Below are 22,896 nucleotides of genomic sequence, written 5' to 3'. Positions count from 1 at the left end.
CGGCGCCAAGACCGGGCCCGCCCAAACACAGGGAGACAGGAATGGCCGATACCTCGATCGGAACCCCGGAACAGCTGCGGGATCCGAACTACACCCCCGCCCTGCACAAGGCGATCCCGCTGGGCATCCAGCACGTGCTTGCCATGTTCGTGGCCAACGTCACCCCGGCGATCATCGTCGCCGGCGCGGCGGGGTTCGGCTTCGGCTCGAACTCGCCGGATTTTCCCGAACTCCTCTACCTGATCCAGATGTCGATGCTGTTCGCTGGCCTCGCGACGCTCCTGCAGACGATAACCCTGGGCCGCATCGGCGCGGCGCTGCCGATCGTGCAGGGCACCAGCTTCGCCTTTCTGCCGATCATGATCCCGCTCGTGGCGGGCAAGGGCGTCGACGGGCTCGCCGCGCTCTATGGCGGCATCGTGGTGGGCGGGCTGTTCCACGCCTCGCTCGGCCTCGTCATCGGCCGCATCCGCTTCGCGCTGCCGCCGCTGGTCACCGGCCTCGTGGTGACGCTGATCGGGCTGGCTCTGGTGCAGGTCGGGATCCAGTACGCGGCGGGCGGCGTGCCGGCCAAGGCGGCGGGCGCGGCCGAATACGGCTCGGCGCTGAACTGGTCGGCGGCGCTCGTGGTGATCGCGGTGACACTGGGGCTGAAGTTCTTCACGCGCGGCATGCTGGCGGTCTCGGCGGTGCTTCTGGGGCTGATCGCGGGCTACGCCTACGCCATGGCGGTCGGCATCCTCACCCCGGCCGAGGTCGCGGGCTCGTGGTCGAACGCCGCCGCCTTCGCCCTGCCGGACCCGTTCCGCTACGGGGTCGAGTTCACGGCGGCCGCGATCATCGGCTTTTGCCTGATGGCCTTCGTCTCGGCGGTCGAGACGGTGGGCGACGTGTCGGGCATCACCAAGGGCGGCGCGGGCCGCGAGGCCACGGATCGCGAGATCGAGGGCGCCACCTATGCCGACGGGTTCGGCACCGCGCTCGCGGGGGTGTTCGGCGGGCTGCCCAACACCTCGTTCAGCCAGAATGTCGGGCTGATCGCGATGACCGGGGTGATGAGCCGCCACGTCGTCACATGCGGCGCGATCTTCCTGATCATCTGCGGGCTGGTGCCCAAGGTCGGCGCGGTGATCCGCACCGTGCCGATCGAGGTGCTGGGCGGCGGCGTGATCGTGATGTTCGGCATGGTGGTCGCGGCGGGGGTCTCGATGCTCGCCGATGTCGACTGGAACCGCCGCAACATGGTGATCTTCGCGGTCTCGCTCAGCCTCGGCCTCGGGTTGCAGCTGGAGCCGGAGGCGGTGCAGTACCTGCCCGAGACGGCGCGGGTGCTGCTGACCTCGGGGCTGCTGCCCGCGGCCTTCCTCGCCATCGTGCTGAACCTCGTCCTGCCCGAGGCGCTGGCCGACGAGGCACCGGCCCCCGCGCCCAAGCCGCACGGCCTGCCATTCGAGACGCCGCGCCACTGACGATCCTTCGAGCGGGAATGGCCAGCCCTTCCGGGGCTGGCCACCGGCCCGCGCGGCTTCAGCTGCCGCGATAGGTCGAATAGCCGAAGGGCGAGACCAGCAGCGGCACGTGGTAGTGGTCCGCCGCCGACATGCCGAAGCGCAGCGGCACCGTGTCGAGGAAACGCGGGCTCTCGGCCGCCACGCCGCAGGCGTCGAGATAGTCGCCCACCGCGAAGCTCAGCTCGTAGGTGCCGGTCTCGAATTCGGCCTCGGGCAGGATCGGCGCGTCGGTGCGACCGTCCTCATTGGTCACCATCTCCTTGAGCACGACCCGCCGGTCGCCCTCGATCCGGGCCAGCTCGATCCGCATCCCGGCGGCGGGGCAGCCCCGCGCGGTGTCGAGAACATGGGTGGTCAGGTAGCCTGGCATCGCGTCACTCCTTGCAGCGTCGCCCGCAGAGTAGCGCGGCGCGTGGCGGAGGGAAAAGCGCCGCCCGGGCCGGGGGTGTTTCAAGTTCTTCCTGAGGATCGGGCGCGGCCCGAACGCTCGCGGCCCCGAGGCGGATGGCGGGTATCACCGGCGACCGGTCGGCCAGAAGGCGGGGCCGTCCGAAACGGCGACCCCGCCTTTCCGTCAATGGTGATCGGCCCCGAGCCCGACGCTCATTGCCCGAGCGCGATCCCCTCGCGGCGCGGATCGGCGCCGCCCGACAGCACCTCGCCGATCTCGATCGCGTGCAGCCCCGAGGTCAGGTCGCGGATCTCGGTCTCGAAGCCGATCTCCTGCAGCGGGGTCTGCAGCGCCTCGGCCTCGGTGCCCGCCTCGATGTCGAAGGTGCCGAAGCGGTTCACCAGATGCGGCGCGGCGACGGCCTGCTGCACGTCCATGCCCCAATCGGCCCAGTTGATGATGGTCTGCGCGACATAGCCGATGATCCGGCTGCCACCGGGCGAGCCCACCACCAGCACCGGCGTCTCGCCCTGCATCACGATGGTCGGCGCCATCGAGGAGCGCGGCCGCTTGCCCGGCTCGACCCGGTTGGCGATCGGGCGGCCCTCCTCATGCGTGGCGAAGCTGAAATCGGTCAGCTCGTTGTTCAAGAGGAACCCCCGCACGAACAGCCGCGAGCCGAAGCCGTTCTCGATCGTCGTGGTCATCGACAGCGCGTTGCCATCGGCGTCGACGATGGAGATGTGGCTGGTCGAGGGCAGCTCGATCGACATGTCGTCGCCCCAGAGCATCGCGTGCTGCCATTCCGGCTCGCCCGGGGCCACCTCCGGCAGCGCGTCGTCGCCCGCGAGCAGCGCCGCGCGGCCCGAGAGATAGGCCGGATCGACCAGCCCCTCGGTCGGCATCGGCACGTAATCGCTATCGGCCATGTAGCGGCCGCGATCCGCGAAGGCGATCCGCGAGGCGTCGCCGATCAGCCGCCATGCCTCGGCGCTGTCGGGCCCCATCGCGCCGAGATCATAGGTACCGAGCATGCCGAGGATCTGCCCCACCGTCAGCGCGCCTGAGGATGGCGGCCCCATGCCACAGACATCGTAGTCGCGATAGGCGGCGCAGACCGCGTCGCGCTCGACCACCTCGTAGAGCGCGAGATCGGTTTCCGACAGCACGCCCGGATTGCCCTCGGCGCCCTGCACCGTGGCGACGATGTCGGCGGCGATGCCGCCCTCGTAGAAGGCGTCGGCCCCGCCCTCGGCCATGGCGCGCAGCACCTCGGCATAGTCGGGATTCTTCAGCGTCGCACCCTCGGCGATGGCGCTGCCGCCGGGAAAGTAATACGCGGCCGTCGCCGGAAACCGCTGCAACCGCTCGGCATCCTCGGCGACCAGCGTGGCAAGGCGCGGCGAGACCGCGAAGCCCTCCTCGGCATGGGCGATGGCGGCGTCGAACAGCCCGGCCCAGTCGGATTTGCCCCATTTCTCATGCGCCGTCTCGAGCAGGCGCGGCGTGCCGGGCGTGCCGACCGAAAGACCGCCCACCACCGCGTCGAAGAATTCGAGCGGCTGGCCGCTCTCGTCCTGAAACAGCGTCGGCGTCGCGGCCAGCGGCGCGGTCTCGCGCCCGTCCAGCGTGGTCAGCTCGCCGCTCTCGGCGTCGTACCAGACGAGGAAGGCGCCGCCGCCGAGCCCCGAGCTTTGTGGCTCGACCAGCCCCAGCACCGCCTGCACCGCGACCATCGCATCGGCGGCCGAGCCGCCTTCGCGCAGCACCTCCGCGCCCGCCTCCACGGCAAGCGGGTTGGCGGCGGCCACCATCCACTCCTGCGCCTCGACCGGGCGGCCTGCGCGCTTGGCCTCGACCGCGGCCTGCGCCGCCTCAGACAGCCCCGCGATCTCGCCCGAGGAGGTGCCCTCGGTGGTGACGGCATCGGCGGCCTGCTGCGCGGCGGCGGGCCAAGCGGCCAGCAGCAGCGGGATCACGGCGTGTCTCATCGGTCTGCTCCTCTGCGAGTTGCAGACATTAAGCGCGCTACATGCCCTTGGGGCAAGCCCGGGAAGCCATCCTCGACCCTAGCGCAGCCGCCGCTCGGTCGCGGCGTCGAACAGCATCACCCGCGCCGCATCGACCTGAAGGCCCACCCGGCTGTTCGGGCGCGGCGCGGGGTCGTCCTCGCGCAGCTCCACCACCAGCCGGTCGCCGGTCGCCGCGACCAGATAGGCATAGGAGACACCGCCGAGACGCTCGACCAGGTCGACGAGGTGGCTGTCGCCCTCCGCGAGCGCGAGATGCTGCGGCCGCACGCCGACGGTCACCTCGGTTCCGGCCTCCGGCAGGCGGGCCGGCACCCGCAGCGTCTGCGCCCCGAGCCCCGGCGCCAGCACCCCCTCCGCGGCGGCGCTGCCGCTCACGAAGTTCATCGCCGGGCTGCCGATGAAGCCCGCGACGAAGCGGTTGTCGGGATCGCGGTAGAGATCCATCGGCGCGCCGACCTGCTCGATGTTGCCGCCCCTGAGCACCACGATCTTGTCCGCGAGCGTCATCGCCTCGACCTGGTCGTGGGTGACGTAGATCATCGTCGCGCCGATCTCCTTGTGCAGCCGCGCGATCTCGACCCGCATGTCGACCCGAAGCTCGGCGTCGAGGTTCGACAGCGGCTCGTCGAACAGGAACACCTCCGGACCGCGCACGATGGCGCGGCCGATGGCGACGCGCTGGCGCTGCCCGCCCGAGAGCGCCTTGGGCTTGCGCTTGAGGTAATCGTCGAGCTTGAGGATGCGGCTCGCCTCGCGCACCTTCTCCTTGATCTCGGCGCTCTTGTGGCCGGTCATCTTCAGGCCGAAGCCCATGTTCTCCTCGACCGTCATGTGCGGGTAGAGCGCGTAGGTCTGGAACACCATCGCCACGCCGCGATCGGCCGGGTCGGCGCGGGTCACGTCCTGGTCGCCGATGCGGATCTCGCCGGCGCTGGTCGCCTCCAGCCCGGCGATCATCCGCAGCAGCGTGGACTTGCCGCAGCCCGAGGGGCCGACGAAGACCACGAATTCACCGTCGCTGATGTCGAGATCGACGCCGTGGATCACCTCCACCTCGCCGTATCGCTTCACGAGCTTGCGCAGGGTGACGTCAGACATCTTTCTCTCCCTTGTCGCGGGCCTGCCCCTGATCGGGGAAGCGCCACGCCTCCATGTCCTTCGAGATGCACGCCGCCGTCTCGCGCAGCAGCGGCACCATCTTCTCCAAGTCGTCCAGTGTCTTGCGGGCGGTCACCGAGGTGACCGAGAGCGCGCCGATCACCCGGCCGCGCGCCGAGAGGATCGGCATCGCCACGCAGATGATGCCCGGCTCGTGCTCCTCGCGGTCGAAGGCATGGCCGCGGTCGCGGATCTCGGCCAGCTCGGCGCGCAGGGCTTGCGCATCGGTGATCGTCTGCGGCGTGAACCGGTAGAAGCTCTGCAGCGCCACCGCCCGGTCGAGCGCCGCCTCGTCGAGAAAGGCCAGCATCGCCTTGCCGACCCCGGTGCAATGCGCGGGCCCGACCTTGCCGGCCTGGCTGAACATCTCGACCGGGCGGGACGGCACCCGCTTGTCGACATAGAGCACCTGTCCCGCGTCGAGCTGCGCCAGATGCACGGTCTCGGCCGCCCGCGCCGCGAGCCGCGACAGATGCGGCCGTGCCACCGGCGCCAGCGAGGACTGCTCCCAGGCGGCATGGGCGAGCCGCATCAGCCGCAGCCCCGGCGCGTAGGTCTGCCGCTCCGGATCGAGCGCCAGCAGACCCTGATTCGTCAGCGTCTGCAGCAGCCGGTAGAGCGTCGCCTTGGGATAATCCGAGCGCTCGCGCAGCTCGTTGAACCGGACGGGGCGTTCGAACCCGGCCACAAGATCGAGCACCGTCACCGCCTTGCCGATGGTCCCGTCGCCCACCTGCTGTTCGCTTCGCTGCGCCCTCATCCTGCCCCCTCCGTTGCGTCCCGGCCCGTCAAAGCGTGCCTCGGCTGTTGACAAGCATAGGGCAGACCGGCGTATGATTTCAATATGCAAAACCTGGTCTCAAATAATGAGACTAGATTTGCCGGAGGAAATGGGGAGGAGACCATGGTTACTCACTACCGGGCCGCGCTTGCCGCGCTGGCCATGTCGACGTCGCTGGCCAGCGGCGCCTTTGCCGAAAGCCACGAGATGGCGCTTTCGGGCGAGCTGAAGATCTTCTCGGACATGTCCAACCCCGCGCCGCGCGCGGTGATGGAGGGCATGGTCGAACGATTCGGCGAGATGCATCCCGATCTGGACATCGAGCTGACGGTGATCGACCGCGAGGCCTACAAGACGCAGATCCGCAACTTCCTGACGGCGAACCCGCCGGACGTGGCGAACTGGTACGCGGGCAACCGCATGGCGCCCTATGTCGATGCCGGGCTGTTCGAGGACGTGTCCGATCTGTGGGAGGGCGAGCTCAGCGAGAACCTCGCCTCGACCAAGGGCGCGATGACGCTTGACGGCAAGCAATGGGGCGTGCCCTACACCTACTACCAGTGGGGGGTCTATTACCGGAAGGATCTCTACGAGGAGCACGGGCTTGAGGAGCCGCAGGACTGGGAGGCCTTCAAGGCCAACTGCCAGACTCTCCTGGACAACGACATCAAGTGCTTCACCATCGGCACCAAGTTCCTGTGGACCGCCGCCGGCTGGTTCGACTACCTCAACATGCGCACCAACGGCTTCGACTTCCACATGGCGCTCGCCAATGGCGAGGTCGAGTGGACCGACGAGCGGGTGAAGCAGACCTTCGCCAACTGGCGCGAGCTGATCGACATGGGTGCCTATGTCGACAACCACACCGCCTATAGCTGGCAGGAGGCGCTGCCCTTCATGGTGAACGGCGAGGCCGCAGCCTACCTGATGGGCAACTTCGCCGTGGCGCCGCTGCGCGAGGCCGGGCTCTCGGACGATCAGCTCGACTACTACCAGTTCCCGGCGATCAACCCCGACGTCGAGCTGGCCGAAGACGCGCCCACCGACACGTTCCACATCCCCTCGGGGGCGCAGAACAAGGAGGCCGCGCGCGCCTTCCTGAAATTCGTCACCTCGGCCGAGAACCAGACCGCGATCAACGCGGGCGACGCGCTGGGGCAGCTGCCGGTGAACAGCGGCTCCTCGGTCGATGATGACAAGTTCCTGAAAGAGGGCTTCGAGGTGCTGTCATCGAACAGCCCCGGCGGCGTGGCGCAGTTCTTCGACCGCGACGCCCCGGCCGAGATGGCCAAGGTGGCGATGGAGGGCTTCCAGGAATTCATGGTCAAGCCCGACAATCTCGACCGCATCCTCGACCGGCTCGAGCGCGCGCGCCAGCGGATCTACTGATCCGCGCGACGCATGATCCCCGGGGGCGGTGCGCCGCCCCCGACCAATCCGTTCTCTCCCGAAGGTGCAGCCATGGCCCCGCTCCCGCCCTCCACCGCGCCCCGACCGGCAGCCATCCCCGCGAGCGGGCCCGCGCCGCGCGGCTGGTGGCGCCGCAACCAGATCGCGATCACGCCATGGCTGTTCCTGGCGCCCGGCATCCTGTTCTTCGCGATCTACGTGCTGATCCCGGTGTTCCAGAGCTTCAACGTCTCGCTCTACGAATGGGACGGGCTGGGCGAAGCCGAATATGTGGGACTCGCCAATTACGAGGAGATGTACTGGGACGACGCCTTCTACACCTCGCTGAGAAACAACGTGATCTGGCTGGTGCTCTACCTGCTGGCGATCCCGATGGGGCTCGCCATCGCGCTGTTCCTGAACCAGACCGTAACCGGCATCCGGATCTACAAGTCGCTGTTCTTCTTTCCCTTCGTGATCTCGCAGGTGGTCGTGGGCCTCGTCTTCAGCTGGTTCTACGATCCGTCCTTCGGATTGCTGAACGTGATGCTGGGCTGGTTCGGGGCGGGCCCGATCAACGTGCTGGGCGACGAGCGCTGGGTCACCTACGGCATCATCGCCGCCGGTCTCTGGCCGCAGACCGCCTATTGCATGATCCTCTATCTCACCGGCCTGAACGCCGTGGATCCCGAGCAGATCGAGGCGGGCCGCCTCGACAACGCCAAGGGCTTCCGGATGCTGTGGCACATCATCCTGCCGCAGCTGCGCCCCGCCACCTTCATCGCCTTCGTCGTCACCATCATCGGTGCGCTGCGCTCCTTCGACCTGATCTCGATCATGACCGCGGGCGGGCCGTTCGGCGAAAGCCGGGTGCTGAGCTTCTACATGTTCGAGGTGGCGCTGTCGGAATACGGCTTCCGCATGGGCTACGGCGCCGCCATCGCCGTGGTGCTGTTCCTGATCATGCTGGTCTTCATCACCTACTTCCTGTGGTCGATGTACCGCGAGGAGCGCGGCCGATGACCCGGGGCGAATTCGACGCGCTCTGCGCGGCACGGCCCGGCGCGGTGCGGTCGGGCCCGGGCGAGCTCGACTCGTGGAAGATCGGCGGCAAGATGTTCGCCTGCTGGGGCGACGGCGAGGCGCGCGCGACCAATACCGACACCGTGGTCGTCGCCACGCCGGACCGCGAGACCGCCGAAATGCTGGTCGAGGCGGGGGCCGCGCATTGGCCGCCCTATTTCCGCGGCGCCTGGGTCGGGCTGACGCTCGACGGGCTCGACCCCGAAGAGGCCCGCCACCGGATCGCCGTCAGCTATGGCCGTGTGCGCGCGGGCCTGACGAAACGGGCGCAGGCCGAACTGCCGCCGATGGAGGAAATCTGAGATGTTCCCGACCCCGATCGACAAGCAGCCGCGCGGCGCGCAGATCGCCTACCAGTCGCTGATCCCCATAGCCCTCATCCTGTGGCTCTTGCCGCTGATCGCCGTGGCGATCTTCTCGATCCGCCCCGACGCCGATTTCGCCAACGCCAACTACTGGGGCTGGCCGTCCTCGTTCGAGGGCGTGACGAACTACTCCAAGGTGTTCTTCGAGAGCGACATGCCGCGCTACCTGTTGAACTCGGTGCTGATCACCGTGCCCACGGTGATCGGCGCGGTGGCGCTCAGCTGCATGACCGGCTTCGCGCTCGGCATCTACAAGTTCCGCGCCAATATCTGGATCTTCTTCCTGTTCGTCGCGGGCAACTTCGTGCCGTTCCAGATCCTGATGGTCCCGGTCCGCGACCTGACGCTCGATCTGGGCCTCTACAACACCAAGACCGGGCTGGTGCTGTTCCACATCGCCTTCCAGACCGGCTTTTGCACCCTGTTCATGCGCAACTTCATCCGCGCCCTGCCCTTCGAGCTGATCGAAGCAGCCCGCGTCGAGGGCGTCTCGGAATGGCGCATCTTCGTCTTCGTGGTGCTGCCCCTGATGAAGCCCGCCATCGCGGCGCTCGCCGTGCTGATCTTCACCTTCATCTGGAACGACTACTTCTGGGCCGTGGTGCTGACCCAAGGCGCCGAGAGCCAGCCGGTGACGGCAGGCATCACCTCATTCAACGCGCAGTACCGCGCCGCCTATCACCTGATGAGCGCGGGCAGCATCGTCGCCGCCCTGCCGCCCGTCGCCATGTTCTTCCTGATGCAGCGACACTTCATCGCTGGCCTCACCCTCGGAGCCGTGAAATGACCACCGACTGCTGGCGCCTCGACAGCTTTGCCCAGACCCTCGTGCTGGCCGCGACCGACGCGCGGCTGCCCGAGGTGGTCTATTGGGGCGCGCCGCTTCCCAAGGCCACCGACCTCGCCCCCATCGCCCGCGCCCATGCGATGGACCGGACCGGCGGCATGCTCGACGCCAATGCGCCGCTCTCGATCTGCCCCGAGGCCGATCGCAGCTTTCCGGGCCAGCCGGGGCTGAGCCTGCGCGACGCCGATGGGCGGGTGCTGCGACCGCGGCTGCGGCTCGTGGAGGTCGAGGCGGCGCGCGACCGGCTGGTGGTGCATTGCGCCGATGCCGATCTCGGGCTGCGCTACGCCGCGCGGTTCGAGATCGGCCCCGACACCCATGTGCTGGGCCTTTCGGCCGAGATCGAGAGCGACGCGCCCGTCATCATCGACTGGCTCGCCGCCCCGGTGCTGCCCGCGCCGCAACTCTCGGACGAGATGATCGACATGGCGGGCCGCTGGATCGGCGAGTTCCGGCCGCAGCGCACGCCGTGGTCCTCGGGCATCCGCCTGCGCGAGAGCCGCACCGGCCGCTCGGGGCACGAGCATTTCCCCGGCCTGATCGTGCCGGGGCGCGGCACCACCGACACAAGAGGCGAGGCCTGGGCCTTTCACTATGGCTGGTCCGGCGGCCACCGCATGGTGGCCGAGGAGCTGCCCGACGGGCGGCGGCAGATCCAGTTCGGCCATGCCAGCGCGACCGATCTGGCCCCGGTCACCCGCGCCGCCACCGCCCAGCTTCTGGCGAGCTATTCGCGCGCCGGGCTCAATGGCTGCGCCATCGCGTTCCAGCGCCACATCCGCGACCGCGTCGTCACGTGGCCCGACCCCGACCGCCCGCGCCCGGTGCATTACAATTGCTGGGAGGCGATCTATTTCGACCACGATGTCGAGGATCTGAAGGCGATCGCCGACCGCGCCGCCGCCCTCGGCGCCGAGCGCTTCGTGCTCGATGACGGCTGGTTCGGCCGGCGCGACGACGACACTTCGAGCTTGGGCGACTGGTGGATCGACGACCGCAAGTATCCCGACGGGCTCGGCCCGCTGATCGAGCATGTCCACGGGCTGAACATGACCTTCGGCATCTGGTTCGAGCCGGAGATGATCAACGCCGACAGCGACACCCACCGCGCCCATCCCGACTGGGCGATGGGGCCGCGCGACCAGATCGAGGGACGCCAGCAGCTGGTGCTCGACCTGACCCGCGAGGAGGTGCGCGACTATCTCTTCGACCGGATCGGCGCGGTGCTGCGCGACCACCCGATCGACTACATCAAGTGGGACCACAACCGGCTGCTCCCCTACCCGGACGCCGAACAGACGCGCGGCATCTACGACCTGCTGGACCGGCTGCGCGCCGCGCACCCCATGGTCGAGATCGAAAGCTGCGCCTCCGGCGGCGGCCGCATCGACGCGGGGATCCTGTCGCGCACCCAGCGGGTCTGGCTTTCGGACAGCAACGACGCGGTCGAGCGGCTCAGGATGCAGCACGAGGCGGCGCTGTTCTTGCCCGCCGCCATCACCGGCAGCCATGTCGGTCCGCGCCGCGCCCATACCTCGGGACGGGTGCACGACATCCGCTTCCGCGCCTGGGTCGCGGCGCAGCGGCATATGGGCTTCGAGATGGACCCGCGCGAACTGACCGAGGAGGAGGCGCAGGTGCTCACCCGCGTCACCGCGTGGTGGAAGAACAACCGCGACTGGACCATGCGCGCCGACATCCACCGGCTCGACAGCGCCGACGGCGCGGTGATCGCCGAGGCGCAGATGGCGGCCGATGGCGGCCGCTTCGTGGTCTTCGCGGGCTATGCCGAAAGCGCGGCGCAGATCCTGCCCCGGCCGCTGCGGCTCACCGGTCTCGACCCCGAGGCGAGCTACCGCGTCGCGCTGGTGAACCCCGAGGATCTGGGCGTGCTGTCGCGCGGGCCGCTGGCGCTCAAGGACGGCGCGCTCGACCTGCCCGGCAGCTATCTGATGAGCCACGGGCTGCACCTGCCATCCGCCTTTCCCGATACCATGTGGGTGCTCGAGGGCACCCGTCTCTGACGGACATCGCCATGACCGATCTCATCCGCACATTGGGCTGCTGCTACTATCCCGAGCAGTGGCCCCGCTCGATCTGGGCCGAGGATGCCCGCCGCATGGCCGAGACCGGGCTGACATGGGTGCGGATCGGCGAATTCGCCTGGGCGAAGCTGGAGCCCCGCCCCGGCGAGCTGCGTTGGGACTGGCTCGACGAGGCGATCTGGACGCTGGGCGAGGCCGGGCTCAAGGTGGTGCTCGGCACCCCCACCGCCACGCCGCCGCGCTGGATGCTCGATCGGCACCCCGACATGCTGGCGGTGGACGCGCAGGGGCGCCCGCGCAAGTTCGGCTCGCGGCGGCATTACTGCTTCAGCCACGAAAGCTACGCCACCGAGAGCGACCGGATCGTCGGCTTGATGGCCGATCGCTTCGGCCGCAACGAACATGTCGCGGCGTGGCAGACCGACAATGAATACGGCTGCCACGACACCACCATTTCCTATTCCGACGCGGCCCGCGCCGCCTTTCGCCGCTGGTTGCGCGCCCGTTACGGCGACATCGACGCGCTCAACACCGCCTGGGGCAACGTGTTCTGGTCGATGGAGTATCGCGATTTCGACGAGATCGACCTGCCCAACCTCACCGTGACCGAGCCGAACCCGGCGCATGCGCTGGCTTTCCGCCGCTTTTCCTCGGATCAGGTGGTGGCCTTCAACCGCCGCCAGGTCGAGATCATCCGCGCTCGCTCCTCGGCCCCGGTCACCCACAACTACATGGGCCGGATCACGGATTTCGACCATTTCGCGGTCGGCGCCGATCTCGATTTCGCCTCGTGGGACAGCTACCCCTTGGGCTTTCTCGAAGACCGCGCCGGCGCCACGCCGGAGCAGCAGCGCGATTACGCGCGGCAGGGCGACCCGGATTTCCAGGCGCTGCACCACGACCTCTACCGCGCCGTCGGACGCGGCCGCTGGTGGGTGATGGAGCAGCAGCCGGGGCCGGTGAACTGGGCCCCGCACAACCCCGCCCCGCTCCCGGGCATGGTGCGGCTCTGGAGCTGGGAGGCCTTCGCGCATGGCGCGGAATGCGTCAGCTATTTCCGCTGGCGGCAGGCCCCTTTCGCGCAGGAACAGCTTCACGCGGGGCTCTTGCGCCCCGACAGCCAGCCCGCGCCGGGGCTGGATGAGGCGCGCCAGGTCGCGCGCGAGATCGCGCAGGCCCCTGCGGTGGCGACCGCCGCCGCCGAGGTGGCGATCCTCTTCGACTACGACGCCGATGCCGCGTGGGCGGTGCAGCCGCACGGGCAGGGTCTGAGTTATTTCGGCCTCGTGCTCGATCTCTACAAGGCGATGCGCGGGCTCGGGCTCTCGATCGACATCCTGCCGGCCACCACGCGCGACTTCACCGGCTACCGGCTGATCGCGGCGCCCGGGCTGATGCACATGCCGGATGCGCTGAAATCGGCGCTGGCCGCCACCGATGCCGAGGTGCTGATCGGGCCCCGCGCGGGCGCGCGCGATGCCGAGTTCTCGATCCCGGTGCCGCTGCCCCCTGCCTTTCCGGGCCTCGACGTGACAGTGGCCCATGTCGAGAGCCTGCGCGCCGACCGGCCCGAGCCGCTCGACCAGGGGGGCGCCTTCACCGGCTACCGCGAAGCGCTGGAAGGCGCGGCCAAGATCGTCGAACGCACCGCGTCGGGCGCCCCGGCGCTGATGCGCGAAGGGCGGGTGAGCTATCTCGGCGGCTGGCCCGACCCGGTCGCCGCAAGGCGCATCATCGCCGGTCTGTCCACGCGCGCAGGCCTCGATACGGTGGAGCTGCCCGACGGCATCCGCCGCCGCGACACCGGGACGGAGCGGTTCTGGTTCAACCACACCGAGCGGGCGGTGCAGGTCGAGGGGCTCGACCTGCCGCCGATCTCGGTGACGCGGCTGCCGCGCTGAACCGGCCGGGCGCGGCGCTCAGCCGCGTCCGATGAAGGGCATCTTGGTCGCCATGACGTTCATGAACTGCACATTGGCCTCGGGCGGCAGCGACGCCATGTGCAGCACCGCATCGGCGACATGGCCCACATCCATCACCGCCTCGACCGCCGTGGAGCCGTCGGCCTGCGGTACGCCGCGCGTCATCGCCTCGGCCATGTCGGTGAGCGCGTTGCCGATGTCGATCTGGCCGCAGGCGATGTCGAAGGGCCGCCCGTCGAGCGACAGCGTCCGCGTCAGCCCGGTCACCGCATGCTTGGACATGGTGTAGGGCGCCGAGCCCGGCCGCGGCACATGCGCCGAGATAGAGCCGTTGTTGATGATCCGCCCGCCCTGCGGCTGCTGGCGGCGCATCAACCCGAAGGCGCCGCGCGCGACGAGGAACATGCCGGTGATGTTGGTGTCGCACACCTTGAGCCAGTCCTCGACCGGGATCTCGTCGATCGGGCGGCCCGGCGCGTTGGTACCGGCATTGTTGAACAGCGCGTCGAGACGGCCCCACTTGCCCTCGATCGCGGCGAACAGCGCCTCGACCGAGGCCGGGTCGGTGACGTCGCAGCTCTGGACCAAGGCCGTGTCGTAGCCATTGGCCGTTTCCTGCAGCGGCGCCTCGCGACGACCGGTCAGCGCCACGCGCCAGCCCGCTTCGAGGAACCGCCGCGCCGTGGCGCGGCCGATGCCGCTGCCCGCGCCGGTGATCAGGATCGTCTTGCTCATCTCTCGCCTCAATGGTTGTCGCGCGGCAGGTCGCGGCCGACCTTGTGATAGGCCGTGGCCAGTTCGAGGCAGCCGCCATCGGCGAGCTGGCCCACGTTCTTGCGGTAGATCTCCTGCCACGGCGTCTGGTTTCGCAGCTCGGGCGGCGACCACGCGGCGCGGCGCGCGGCCCATTCCTCGTCCGGCACCAGCGCGTCGAGGCGGCAGGCCCCGAGATCGAGCCGCACCCGGTCGCCGGTCTCGAGCAGGGCCAACCCGCCGCCCACCACCGCCTCGGGCGAGGCGTTGAGGATCGAGGGGCTCTCGGAAGTGCCCGATTGCCGCCCGTCGCCCACCGTCGGCAAGTGGTTGATCCCGGCCTTCAGCACCGCGTCGGGCGGCTGCATGTTCACCACCTCGGCCGAGCCGGGATAGCCGACGCAGCCGACGCCGCGGATGAACAGGATCGTCTCGGCGTCGATCTCCAAGGACGGGTCGTTGATCCGCTCGTGGTAATCCTCGGGCCCCTCGAACACCACGGCGCGGGCCTCGAAGATGCCTTCATGGCCCGGTCGGGACAGGTAACGCTCGCGGAAACCCTCGGAGATCACGGAGGTCTTCATCAGCGCGCTGTCGAACAGGTTGCCCGAGAGCACCAGAAAGCCCGCATTGATCCGCAGCGGCGCGTCATAGGGCAGGATCACGTCGGTGTCCCGGCTCTCCCAGCCTTCGAGGTTCTCGCCCATGCTCTTGCCCGAGGCGGTCATCGCGCCTTCATGCAGGCGGCCCGCCTTGCGCAGCTCACCCATCACGGCGGGCACGCCGCCCGCGCGGAAGAAGCTCTCGCCCAGATACTTGCCCGCCGGCTGCATGTTGACCAGCAAGGGCACGTCGAAGCCGATCTTCTGCCAGTCGGTCACGTCCAGCTCGACGCCCGCATGCCGCGCGATCGCCTGAAGATGCGGCGGCGCGTTGGTCGAGCCGCCGATCGCGGAGTTGGTGACGATGGCGTTCTCGAAGGCCTCGCGGGTCAGGATGTCCGAGGGCTTCAGATCCTCGTGCACCATGGCGACGATGCGCCGCCCGGTCTCGTAGGCCATCGCCATGCGCTCGCGGAACGGCGCCGGGATCGCCGAATTGCCGGGCAGCGTCATGCCCAAGGCCTCGGCCATCGCGTTCATCGTGCTGGCCGTGCCCATGGTGTTGCAATGCCCGAGCGACGGGGCCGAGGCGCAGACCCGGCCCATGAACTCGTCATAATCGATCTTGCCCTCGGCCAGCAGGCGGCGGCTTTCCCAGATGATCGTGCCCGAGCCCGCGCGCTCGCCCTTCCACCAGCCATCGAGCATCGGCCCGCCATTGAGCGCGATGGCGGGGATGTCGACCGTGGCCGCGCCCATCAACATGGCGGGCGTGGTCTTGTCGCAGCCCGTCGTCAGCACCACGCCGTCGATCGGGTAGCCATGCAGCACCTCGACGAGGCCGAGATAGCTCAGGTTGCGATCGAGCGCGGCGGTGGGCCGCTTGCCGGTCTCCTGGATCGGATGCACCGGGAATTCCATCGGGATGCCGCCGGCGTCGCGGATGCCCGCCTTGATCCGGTCCATGAGAAAGACGTGGATCTTGTTGCAGGGCGCGATGTCGCTGCCGGTCTGGGCGATGCCGATCACCGGGCGTTCGCCCTGCAGCTCGCCCTGCGTGTAGCCCTGGTTCTGGTAGCGCTCGATATAAAGCGCGGTCATCCCCGGATTGTTGGGGTTGTCGAACCATTCCTGGCTGCGGAACTTGCGCTTCGCGCGGGTGTCCATGGCCCTCTCCTCCCTCTCGGCGGCGTCCCGACATCGCGGATCGCCTGTCTGCTTGTGGCAGGATCGCTAGATGGTATACCAGATGCAAGAGCCAATCCGGCCCTGTCGCCTCATTACCGGAGCCACCCATGCCGCCGCCTCGCCATCCCTTCCGCGCGGGATTTCGCGACTGCCTGCCCTTCGTGTTGATCGTGATCCCGTTCTCAACCCTGTTCGGTGTCGTCGCCCGCGATGCGGGTCTCGACCTCCTGCAGGTGATGTCGATGTCGGTGATCGTCATCGCCGGGGCCTCGCAGTTCACGGCGCTGGCGCTGTTGCAGGACGGCGCGCCGGTCTTCGTGGCGCTTCTGGCGGCGCTGGCGGTGAACCTGCGCATGGCGATGTATTCCGCCGCCTTGGTGCCGCATCTGGGCGCGGCTCCCTTGGGCGCACGGGCACTCGCGGCCTATCTCATGGTGGATCAGAGCTTCGCCGTGGCGGTGCGCCGCTACGAGGACAGCCCCGGCATGACGCTGTCGCAGAAGCTGCGCTACTATTTCGGCTGCATGGCCGTGGTCTGCCCGATCTGGTACGGCTGCACGCTGGCGGGCGCGCTGATGGGACAGGCGATCCCGGCCTCGCTGTCGCTCGATTTCGCGGTGCCGGTCTGCTTCATCGCGCTGCTCGCGCCCCTGCTGCGCAGCCTGCCGCACCTGCTCGCGGCGCTGGTCTCGTCCATCGTCACCATCGGCTTTGCCTGGCTGCCGTGGAATCTCGGCCTGCCGATCGCCGCCATCGCCGCGATGATCGCGGGCGCGCAGGCGGAGCTGTTCCTGCGCCGCCGGGCGGCGCGGCGTTCGGAGTGCCCGGCATGATCGGCGCGGGCGAGTTCTGGAGTCTGACGCTGGCGCTCGGCCTCGGCACCTTCCTGATCCGGTTTTCCTTTCTCGGCCTTCTGGGCGGACGCCAGCTGCCCGACTGGCTGCTCTTGCACCTCAAATATGTGGGCGTCGCGGTGTTCCCGGCGCTGATCGTGCCCGCCGTGCTCTGGCCCGCCGCCACCGGCGGCGAAACCGAAGCCCCCCGGGTCATCGCGGCGCTTCTGGCCGTCGCCGTGGGCCTGCGCTTCGGCCCGGTCGGCGCGATCACCGCCGGGCTCGCCACGCTCTACGCGGCTCAGGCCTTGCTCTGAGCCACCGCGCCTTCGAGGTCGAGCCCGTTCAGCGCGGCCACGTGATCGGCCAGCCACGGCACGTAGTCGCCGCCCTTCCCCGCCGCCTCCATCTGCGCGAAGGCATCGCGGATCGCCGAGCCCATCGGATTGGCCATCCCCGCCGCCATCGCCATCGAGGCGGCATAGCGCGTGTCCTTGGCGGCATTGGTGATCGAGAATTGGTGCACGTCGCGCTCGCGCTCCACCGCCGCCCGCATGAAGGTCTCGAAGAAGCCGTTCGACAGCCGCGAGCCGCCGATCACCGATTGGATCGCCTGCGGGCTCAACCCCGACTTCACCCCCATGACCAGCGCCTCGGCATAAAGCGCGGCATAGCCCATGGAGATGAAGTTCATCACCAGCTTCATCCGGTGCCCGGCGCCCGTTTCCCCGACATGGTTGATATTGCCGGCCCAGACCTCGATCACCGGTCGCACCTTGGCAAAGGTCTCGGCGTCGCAGCCGACCATCGCGTCGAGCGTACCCGCCTCGGCCTCCTTGGGCGTGCGGCCGAGCGGCGCGTCGACCAGCGTGACCCCCGCCGCCGCCATCTCCCCGGCCAGCGAAGCGGTCGAGACCGGATCGGCGGTGGTGGTGTCGATCACGATCAACCCCTCGCGCGCGCCCGCCAAGATCCCGTCCTCGCCACGGATCACCGCCTCGACCTGTTTTGAGTTCGACAGGCACAGATGGATGATGTCGCAGCTTTCGGCCATCTCGCGCGGGCTCGCCGCCTCGACCGCGCCTTGGGCCACCAGCGCCTCGACCGGCGCGCGGTCGCGGTTGCCCTTGACCATCATCGGATGCCCGGCCCGCAGCAGGTTCGCGGCCATGCCGCGCCCCATGTAGCCCAGCCCGATGAAGCCGATCTTCGACTTGTCCGTCATTGTTCCTCCCTCGCCGCCACCTGCGGCTTGATGCCTCGCGAAAATGGTATACCAATCGGGGTGGAGGACAAGCGCGGGGCTCGCGAGCCCCGCGCTGGGAGGACAGATGCAGACCATTCACCCCGCCGCCCCGGCGGCCATCGCCGCGCTCGCGCCGCTCTTGGGCGACCGGCTCTCCACCTCGGAGGCGCTGCGCGACCAGCACGGCGCGAACGAGGCGCATTACCCGCCCGCGCCGCCCGACGCGGTGGTGTTTCCCAAAACCACCGAGGAGGTCGCGGCGATCCTGCGCGAATGCCATGCCCATGGCTGCCCGGTCACGGCGCAGGGCGCGGGCAGCGCGCTCGAAGGGCATCATCTCGCCATACGGGGCGGCATCGCGCTAAGCCTTTCGCGCATGGACCGCATCCTCGCCGTACACCCCGAGGACATGGACGCGGTGGTGCAGCCCGGCGTCACCCGCTCGCGCCTGAACGAGGAGCTGCGCGCCACCGGGCTGATGTTCCCGGTCGATCCGGGCGCCGACGCCTCGCTTGGCGGCATGGCCGCGACGCGGGCCTCGGGCACCACGGCGGTGCGCTACGGCACGATGCGCGACAACGTGCTGGCGCTCGAGGTGGTGCTGGCCGATGGGCGGATCATCCGCACCGGCAGCCGCGCCCGCAAGTCGAGCGCGGGCTACGACCTGACCCGTCTGATGATCGGCTCGGAGGGCACGCTCGGCATCATCACCGAGTTGACGCTTCGGCTGCATGGCCAGCCCGAGGCGGTCTCGGCCGCGACCTGTCGCTTTGGCGGCGTCGCCGACGCGGTCGACTGCGTCATCGCCACGATCCAGTCCGGCCTCGCCGTGGCGCGGATCGAGCTTCTCGACGAGATGATGGTGCGCGGCTTCAACGCCTATCAGGGCAGCGACCTGCCCGAGGCGCCGCATCTCTTCGTCGAGTTCCACGGCACCCCCACCGGCGTCGGCGAACAGGCGCAGGCCTTCGGCGAGCTTGCCGGCGAATACGGCGCCTCGGCGATCCGCTGGACCGACCGGGCCGAGGAATGCCGCGAGCTGTGGCGCATGCGGCATCAGGCGCATTACGCCACCGGCGCGCTCGATCCCGGCAAGCGGACGCTGGCCACCGATGTCTGCGTGCCGATCTCGCGGCTGGCCGAGGCGGTGACCCATGCCCAGGGTCTCGCCCGCGAACTGCGCCTCACCTCGACCATCGTCGGCCATGTCGGCGACGGCAATTTCCATTGCGGGCTGCGGGTCGATCCCGCCGATGCCGACGAGGTCGCCCGCGTCCACCGCTTCACCGCCGCGCTGGCCGAAACCGCGCTGCGGCTCGGCGGCACCGTCACCGGCGAGCATGGCGTGGGCCTGGGCAAGATCGCCCACATGGCCGAGGAGCACGGCGATGCCGTCGCGGTGATGCGGTCGCTGAAAACCGCCCTCGATCCCAAGGGCATCCTCAACCCGGGCAAGATGCTGCCCGCCGACGACGAAGGCTGAACCGATGCTTCCCCAAGACCATTCCCGCGCCCTGCTCGCCGGTCGTGTCCAGCGCGACCAGGGCCCCGCCCTCGTCACCTTGCGCGAGGGCCGGGTGATCGACATCACCTCGCGCGAGGCCCCGACGATGCGCGACCTGATGGAGCGCGACGACCTCGCCGCTTACCTGCGCGGCGCGCCGGGCGAGGACATCGGCCCCGTCGAGGAGATCTTCGCCGCCTCGACCGAAACCCCCGGCACGCCGCATCTCCTCGCCCCGGCCGACCTGCAGGCGATCAAGGCCTCGGGCGTCACCTTCGCCGAGAGCATGGTCGAGCGGGTGATCGAGGAGCAGGCGGCGGGCGACGCCGACCGCGCGCAGGCGATCCGCGCCCGGGTGCAGGGCGTGATCGGCGACAGCCTGTCGGGCATCGTCCCCGGCTCCGACAAGGCCGAGCAGGTCAAGGCGGTGCTGCAGGCCGAGGGGCTCTGGTCGCAATATCTCGAGGTCGGCATCGGCCCGGATGCGGAGGTTTTCACCAAGTGCCAGCCGATGGCCGCCGTCGGCTGGGGCGCGAGCGTCGGTCTGCACCCGATCTCGAACTGGAACAACCCCGAGCCCGAAATCGTGCTCGCCGTCGACAGCCGAGGCCGGATTCGCGGCGCGAGCCTGGGCAACGACGTGAACCTGCGCGACGTCGAGGGCCGCTCGGCGCTGCTTCTGGGCAAGGCCAAGGACAACAACGCCTCTTGCGCCATCGGCCCCTTCATCCGGGTCTTCGACGAACACTACACCATGGACGACATGCGCGCCGCCGAGCTGCGGCTCGACGTCACGGGCGAGGATGGCTTCAGGCTGGAGGGCCGTTCCTCGATGTCGAAGATCAGCCGCGACCCCGAAAGCCTCGTCGCCCAGACCATCGGCCGCCATCACCAGTATCCCGACGGCTTCCTGCTGTTCCTCGGCACGCTCTTCGCGCCGATCCAGGACCGCGACGCGCCGGGACAGGGATTTACCCACAAGACCGGCGACGTGGTGGTGATCGAGGAGGACCGCCTCGGCGCGCTGCGCAACACGGTGCGGCTCTCGACCGAATGCCCGGAATGGTGCTTCGGCACCGGCGCTCTGATGCGCAACCTCGCCGGACGCGGGTTGCTCTGACGATTTTCTCATGCCCGATTGTCGAATTGTCTGGCAATCTTGATGACCCTGCGGCAGGCTCCCGGTGGAGGATTTCACAGGGAGGGAACCATGAAGATCGTCTCGTCGCTCGCCGCCATCGGCACCGCGGCCCTGCTCGCGGGAACCGCGGCCGCGCAGACCACAACGCTGCGCGTCCAGACCCAGCAATCGCCTGAATCGCCCGCCGGCCAGCAGGCCGCGCAATGGGTCGAGAAGGTCGAGAAGATGTCCGGCGGGGACATCTCGATCGAGATGTTCTACTCCTCGGCGGTGGTCAAATCCGCCGAGACCTTCGACGCCGCCGCCAACGGCATCCTCGACTGCGACATGACCAACGGCTCCTACCAGACCGGCAAGAACCCGGCCTTCCAGTTCGTGGCCGACGTGATGGGCGGCTACGACACGCCGCTGCAGTTCCTGGCCTGGATCCAGCATGGCGGCGGTCGCGAGCAGATCAACGAGCTCTACAACGCCAACGGCATGGAGTTCGTCGGCGCCTGGCTCGGCGGGCAGGAATCGCTCAACTCGACCAAGCCGCTGAGCGGCATCTCGGACCTGCAGAACTTCAAGTTCCGCTCGCCCCCGGGGATGGAGTCGGAGATCTTCGCGGCGCTCGGCGCCAAGCCGGTGGTGATGGATTTCACCGAGATCTTCACGGCGCTGGAGACCGGGATCATCGACGGCGCCGACGCCTCGACGCTGGCCAACAATGTGGGGCTGGGCATCTACGACATCGCCACCCACACCACCTATCCGGGCTTCCACTCGATGTCCTCGGACCACCTCGCCTGCTCGACCGCGACATGGGAGGCGATGCCCGAGGCGCATCGCGAGATCCTCAAGGTCTCGATGGACAGCCTCGCGCTGGGGCTGATGACGCAGGTGATCGTCGACAATGGCGAGGCGCTCGACGCGCTGCCCGAGAAGGGCGTGACGCTGCATGACTGGTCGGCCGAGGATCGCGCCACCTTCCGCAAGGCCGCGACCGACACCTGGGAGGTCTGGGCCGCCAAGACGCCGGAGGCCCGCGCCATCGTCGACAGCCACCTCGAGTTCCTCGAGCGGATCGGCCTGCGCGACTGAGCCGTCCGGGGGGCCGCTCCGGCCCCCCGCCCCCAGACTGGAAAGTGACCCAATGAACATCCTGATTATCGGCGGCGGCGGCTTTCTGGGCCAGAAGCTGGCCCGCCGCCTCATCGCGCGCGGGGAACTGCGCGGCCGCGAGATCGCCGGGCTGACGCTGGCCGACATCGCCGCCCCCGCCCCGCTCGACGCGCCCTTCGAGGTCGCCCGCACCGCCTGCGACATCACCGACCGCGCGGCGGTGAACGCGCTCATCGCGCCGGGCTTCGACGCGGTGTTCCTGCTCGCCGCCGTGGTGTCCAGCCACGCCGAGGCCGAGTTCGAGGACGGCATGAACGTCAACCTGCACGGCGCGCTGAACGTGCTGGAGAGCCTGCGCCTGCAGGGCCGCGCCCCGGTGCTGGTCTTCACCTCGTCCCTCGCGGTGTTCGGCGGCGAGGTGCCCGACCCGATCCGCGACTGGACCATCCCGAACCCGCAGACCTCCTACGGCACCCAGAAGGCGATCGGCGAGCTTCTGGTCAACGACTACTCGCGCCGGGGCTTCGTCGATGGCCGGACGCTGCGCCTGCCGACGATCTCGGTGCGCCCGGGCCGCCCGAACCGCGCCGCCTCCTCCTTCATGTCCTCGATCATCCGCGAACCGCTGAACGGCGAAGAGGCGGTCTGCCCGGTCGATCCGGAATTCCCGCATTACTACCTGAGCCCGCGGCTCTGCGTCGAGAACCTGATCCGCGGCGCCGAGATCGCGGCCGCCGATCTGGGCCAGAGCCGCACCATGACGATGCCCGGCCGCACCCTCACCATCCGCCAGATGATCGAGGCGATGACGGCGGTGGCGGGGCCCGAGCCGGCGAAGCTCATCCGCTTCGAGGACGACCCGGCGATCCGTGACATCGTGTCGGGCTGGCGTTTCGACTACGATCCTGCCAAGGCGCTGGCGCTCGGGCTCGAGGCCGATGCGAGCTTCGAGGAGAACGTGCGCTACTATCTCGAGGACGACCGGCCGGCCTGAGCCGCA

The 22,896-nt window shown here is 69.1% G+C and carries 20 protein-coding genes; 13 read left to right on the top strand and 7 right to left on the bottom strand.

Translation table 11 applies throughout. The features are described 5' to 3' along the window. The first annotated feature begins 41 nt into the window (after positions 1 to 41). Positions 42 to 1,469: a uracil-xanthine permease family protein gene (locus O4G76_RS12355; RefSeq protein WP_269397617.1), complete on the top strand. Its 1,428-nt coding sequence runs from the start codon at positions 42 to 44 to the stop codon at positions 1,467 to 1,469. A gap of 58 nt (positions 1,470 to 1,527) precedes the next feature. On the opposite strand, the gene uraH is transcribed toward O4G76_RS12355, so the two are convergent. The 4 genes from uraH to O4G76_RS12335 form a co-directional block, all read right to left on the bottom strand. Beyond that, positions 1,528 to 1,881: a hydroxyisourate hydrolase gene (gene uraH / locus O4G76_RS12350; protein ID WP_269397616.1), complete on the bottom strand. Its 354-nt coding sequence runs from the start codon at positions 1,879 to 1,881 to the stop codon at positions 1,528 to 1,530. 233 nt (positions 1,882 to 2,114) lie between these two features. Further along, on the bottom strand, positions 2,115 to 3,893 hold the full coding sequence (gene ggt, locus O4G76_RS12345) for a gamma-glutamyltransferase (RefSeq protein ID WP_269397615.1): 1,779 nt from the start codon (positions 3,891 to 3,893) through the stop codon (positions 2,115 to 2,117). 78 nt (positions 3,894 to 3,971) lie between these two features. Continuing rightward, the gene (locus O4G76_RS12340; RefSeq protein ID WP_269397614.1) at positions 3,972 to 5,033 is read right to left on the bottom strand and encodes an ABC transporter ATP-binding protein; all 1,062 of its coding nucleotides are present in this window, start codon (positions 5,031 to 5,033) and stop codon (positions 3,972 to 3,974) included. Continuing rightward, positions 5,026 to 5,853, bottom strand: coding sequence for an IclR family transcriptional regulator (locus O4G76_RS12335; protein ID WP_269397613.1), 828 nt, complete (start codon positions 5,851 to 5,853; stop codon positions 5,026 to 5,028). Before O4G76_RS12335 ends, O4G76_RS12340 begins: the two co-directional genes overlap by 8 nt. A 144-nt stretch (positions 5,854 to 5,997) precedes the next feature. On the opposite strand from O4G76_RS12335, the gene O4G76_RS12330 reads away from it, so the two are divergent. From O4G76_RS12330 to O4G76_RS12305, 6 genes are all read left to right on the top strand, one after another. After that, on the top strand, positions 5,998 to 7,263 hold the full coding sequence (locus O4G76_RS12330; protein WP_269397612.1) for an ABC transporter substrate-binding protein: 1,266 nt from the start codon (positions 5,998 to 6,000) through the stop codon (positions 7,261 to 7,263). A gap of 72 nt (positions 7,264 to 7,335) precedes the next feature. Then, positions 7,336 to 8,286 carry a carbohydrate ABC transporter permease gene (locus O4G76_RS12325; protein ID WP_269397611.1) on the top strand — a complete coding sequence of 317 codons (951 nt, stop codon included), beginning with the start codon at positions 7,336 to 7,338 and terminating at the stop codon, positions 8,284 to 8,286. Continuing rightward, complete coding sequence (locus O4G76_RS12320) at positions 8,283 to 8,648, top strand: MmcQ/YjbR family DNA-binding protein (RefSeq protein WP_269397610.1); 366 nt, start codon at positions 8,283 to 8,285, stop codon at positions 8,646 to 8,648. The genes O4G76_RS12325 and O4G76_RS12320 overlap by 4 nt, the downstream gene beginning before the upstream one ends. Position 8,649: 1 nt before the next feature. Further along, positions 8,650 to 9,498 carry a carbohydrate ABC transporter permease gene (locus O4G76_RS12315; RefSeq protein ID WP_269397609.1) on the top strand — a complete coding sequence of 283 codons (849 nt, stop codon included), beginning with the start codon at positions 8,650 to 8,652 and terminating at the stop codon, positions 9,496 to 9,498. Beyond that, positions 9,495 to 11,582: an alpha-galactosidase gene (locus O4G76_RS12310; protein ID WP_269397608.1), complete on the top strand. Its 2,088-nt coding sequence runs from the start codon at positions 9,495 to 9,497 to the stop codon at positions 11,580 to 11,582. The genes O4G76_RS12315 and O4G76_RS12310 overlap by 4 nt, the downstream gene beginning before the upstream one ends. A gap of 11 nt (positions 11,583 to 11,593) precedes the next feature. Continuing rightward, positions 11,594 to 13,504, top strand: coding sequence for a beta-galactosidase (locus O4G76_RS12305; protein ID WP_269397607.1), 1,911 nt, complete (start codon positions 11,594 to 11,596; stop codon positions 13,502 to 13,504). A gap of 18 nt (positions 13,505 to 13,522) precedes the next feature. Here O4G76_RS12305 and O4G76_RS12300 read toward each other — a convergent pair whose 3' ends face one another. Continuing rightward, positions 13,523 to 14,260, bottom strand: coding sequence for an SDR family oxidoreductase (locus tag O4G76_RS12300; protein ID WP_269397606.1), 738 nt, complete (start codon positions 14,258 to 14,260; stop codon positions 13,523 to 13,525). Positions 14,261 to 14,268: 8 nt separating this feature from the next. Beyond that, positions 14,269 to 16,047 (bottom strand): IlvD/Edd family dehydratase, encoded by a 1,779-nt coding sequence (locus tag O4G76_RS12295; protein ID WP_269397605.1) that lies wholly within the window; start codon positions 16,045 to 16,047, stop codon positions 14,269 to 14,271. 128 nt (positions 16,048 to 16,175) lie between these two features. On the opposite strand from O4G76_RS12295, the gene O4G76_RS12290 reads away from it, so the two are divergent. Both O4G76_RS12290 and O4G76_RS12285 read left to right on the top strand, forming a co-directional pair. Then, positions 16,176 to 16,901, top strand: a complete 726-nt coding sequence (locus O4G76_RS12290; RefSeq protein ID WP_269397604.1) for an AzlC family ABC transporter permease — start codon at positions 16,176 to 16,178, stop codon at positions 16,899 to 16,901. Continuing rightward, complete coding sequence (locus O4G76_RS12285) at positions 16,898 to 17,218, top strand: AzlD domain-containing protein (protein WP_085896993.1); 321 nt, start codon at positions 16,898 to 16,900, stop codon at positions 17,216 to 17,218. Before O4G76_RS12290 ends, O4G76_RS12285 begins: the two co-directional genes overlap by 4 nt. Here the strand turns inward: O4G76_RS12285 and O4G76_RS12280 are convergent. Then, complete coding sequence (locus tag O4G76_RS12280; protein WP_269397603.1) at positions 17,203 to 18,126, bottom strand: NAD(P)-dependent oxidoreductase; 924 nt, start codon at positions 18,124 to 18,126, stop codon at positions 17,203 to 17,205. The genes O4G76_RS12285 and O4G76_RS12280 overlap by 16 nt on opposite strands. Positions 18,127 to 18,232: 106 nt before the next feature. On the opposite strand from O4G76_RS12280, the gene O4G76_RS12275 reads away from it, so the two are divergent. The 4 genes from O4G76_RS12275 (at position 18,233) to denD (ending at position 22,890) form a co-directional block, all read left to right on the top strand. Further along, the gene (locus tag O4G76_RS12275) at positions 18,233 to 19,630 is read left to right on the top strand and encodes an FAD-binding oxidoreductase (RefSeq protein WP_269397602.1); all 1,398 of its coding nucleotides are present in this window, start codon (positions 18,233 to 18,235) and stop codon (positions 19,628 to 19,630) included. 4 nt (positions 19,631 to 19,634) lie between these two features. Then, positions 19,635 to 20,771 (top strand): fumarylacetoacetate hydrolase family protein, encoded by a 1,137-nt coding sequence (locus tag O4G76_RS12270; protein ID WP_269397601.1) that lies wholly within the window; start codon positions 19,635 to 19,637, stop codon positions 20,769 to 20,771. Positions 20,772 to 20,861: 90 nt separating this feature from the next. Next, positions 20,862 to 21,875: a TRAP transporter substrate-binding protein gene (locus tag O4G76_RS12265; protein ID WP_269397600.1), complete on the top strand. Its 1,014-nt coding sequence runs from the start codon at positions 20,862 to 20,864 to the stop codon at positions 21,873 to 21,875. A gap of 52 nt (positions 21,876 to 21,927) precedes the next feature. Next, a complete protein-coding gene (denD, locus tag O4G76_RS12260) occupies positions 21,928 to 22,890 on the top strand; it encodes a D-erythronate dehydrogenase (RefSeq protein ID WP_269397599.1) in 963 nt (320 codons plus the stop codon). The last annotated feature ends 6 nt before the right edge of the window (positions 22,891 to 22,896 follow it).

This window comes from Limimaricola sp. G21655-S1 (genome assembly GCF_027213785.1).
Taxonomy (GTDB): Bacteria; Pseudomonadota; Alphaproteobacteria; order Rhodobacterales; family Rhodobacteraceae; genus Limimaricola.
Note: the sequence above shows the minus strand (reverse complement) of the source record. Positions and strands in the feature narration are given on the sequence as shown.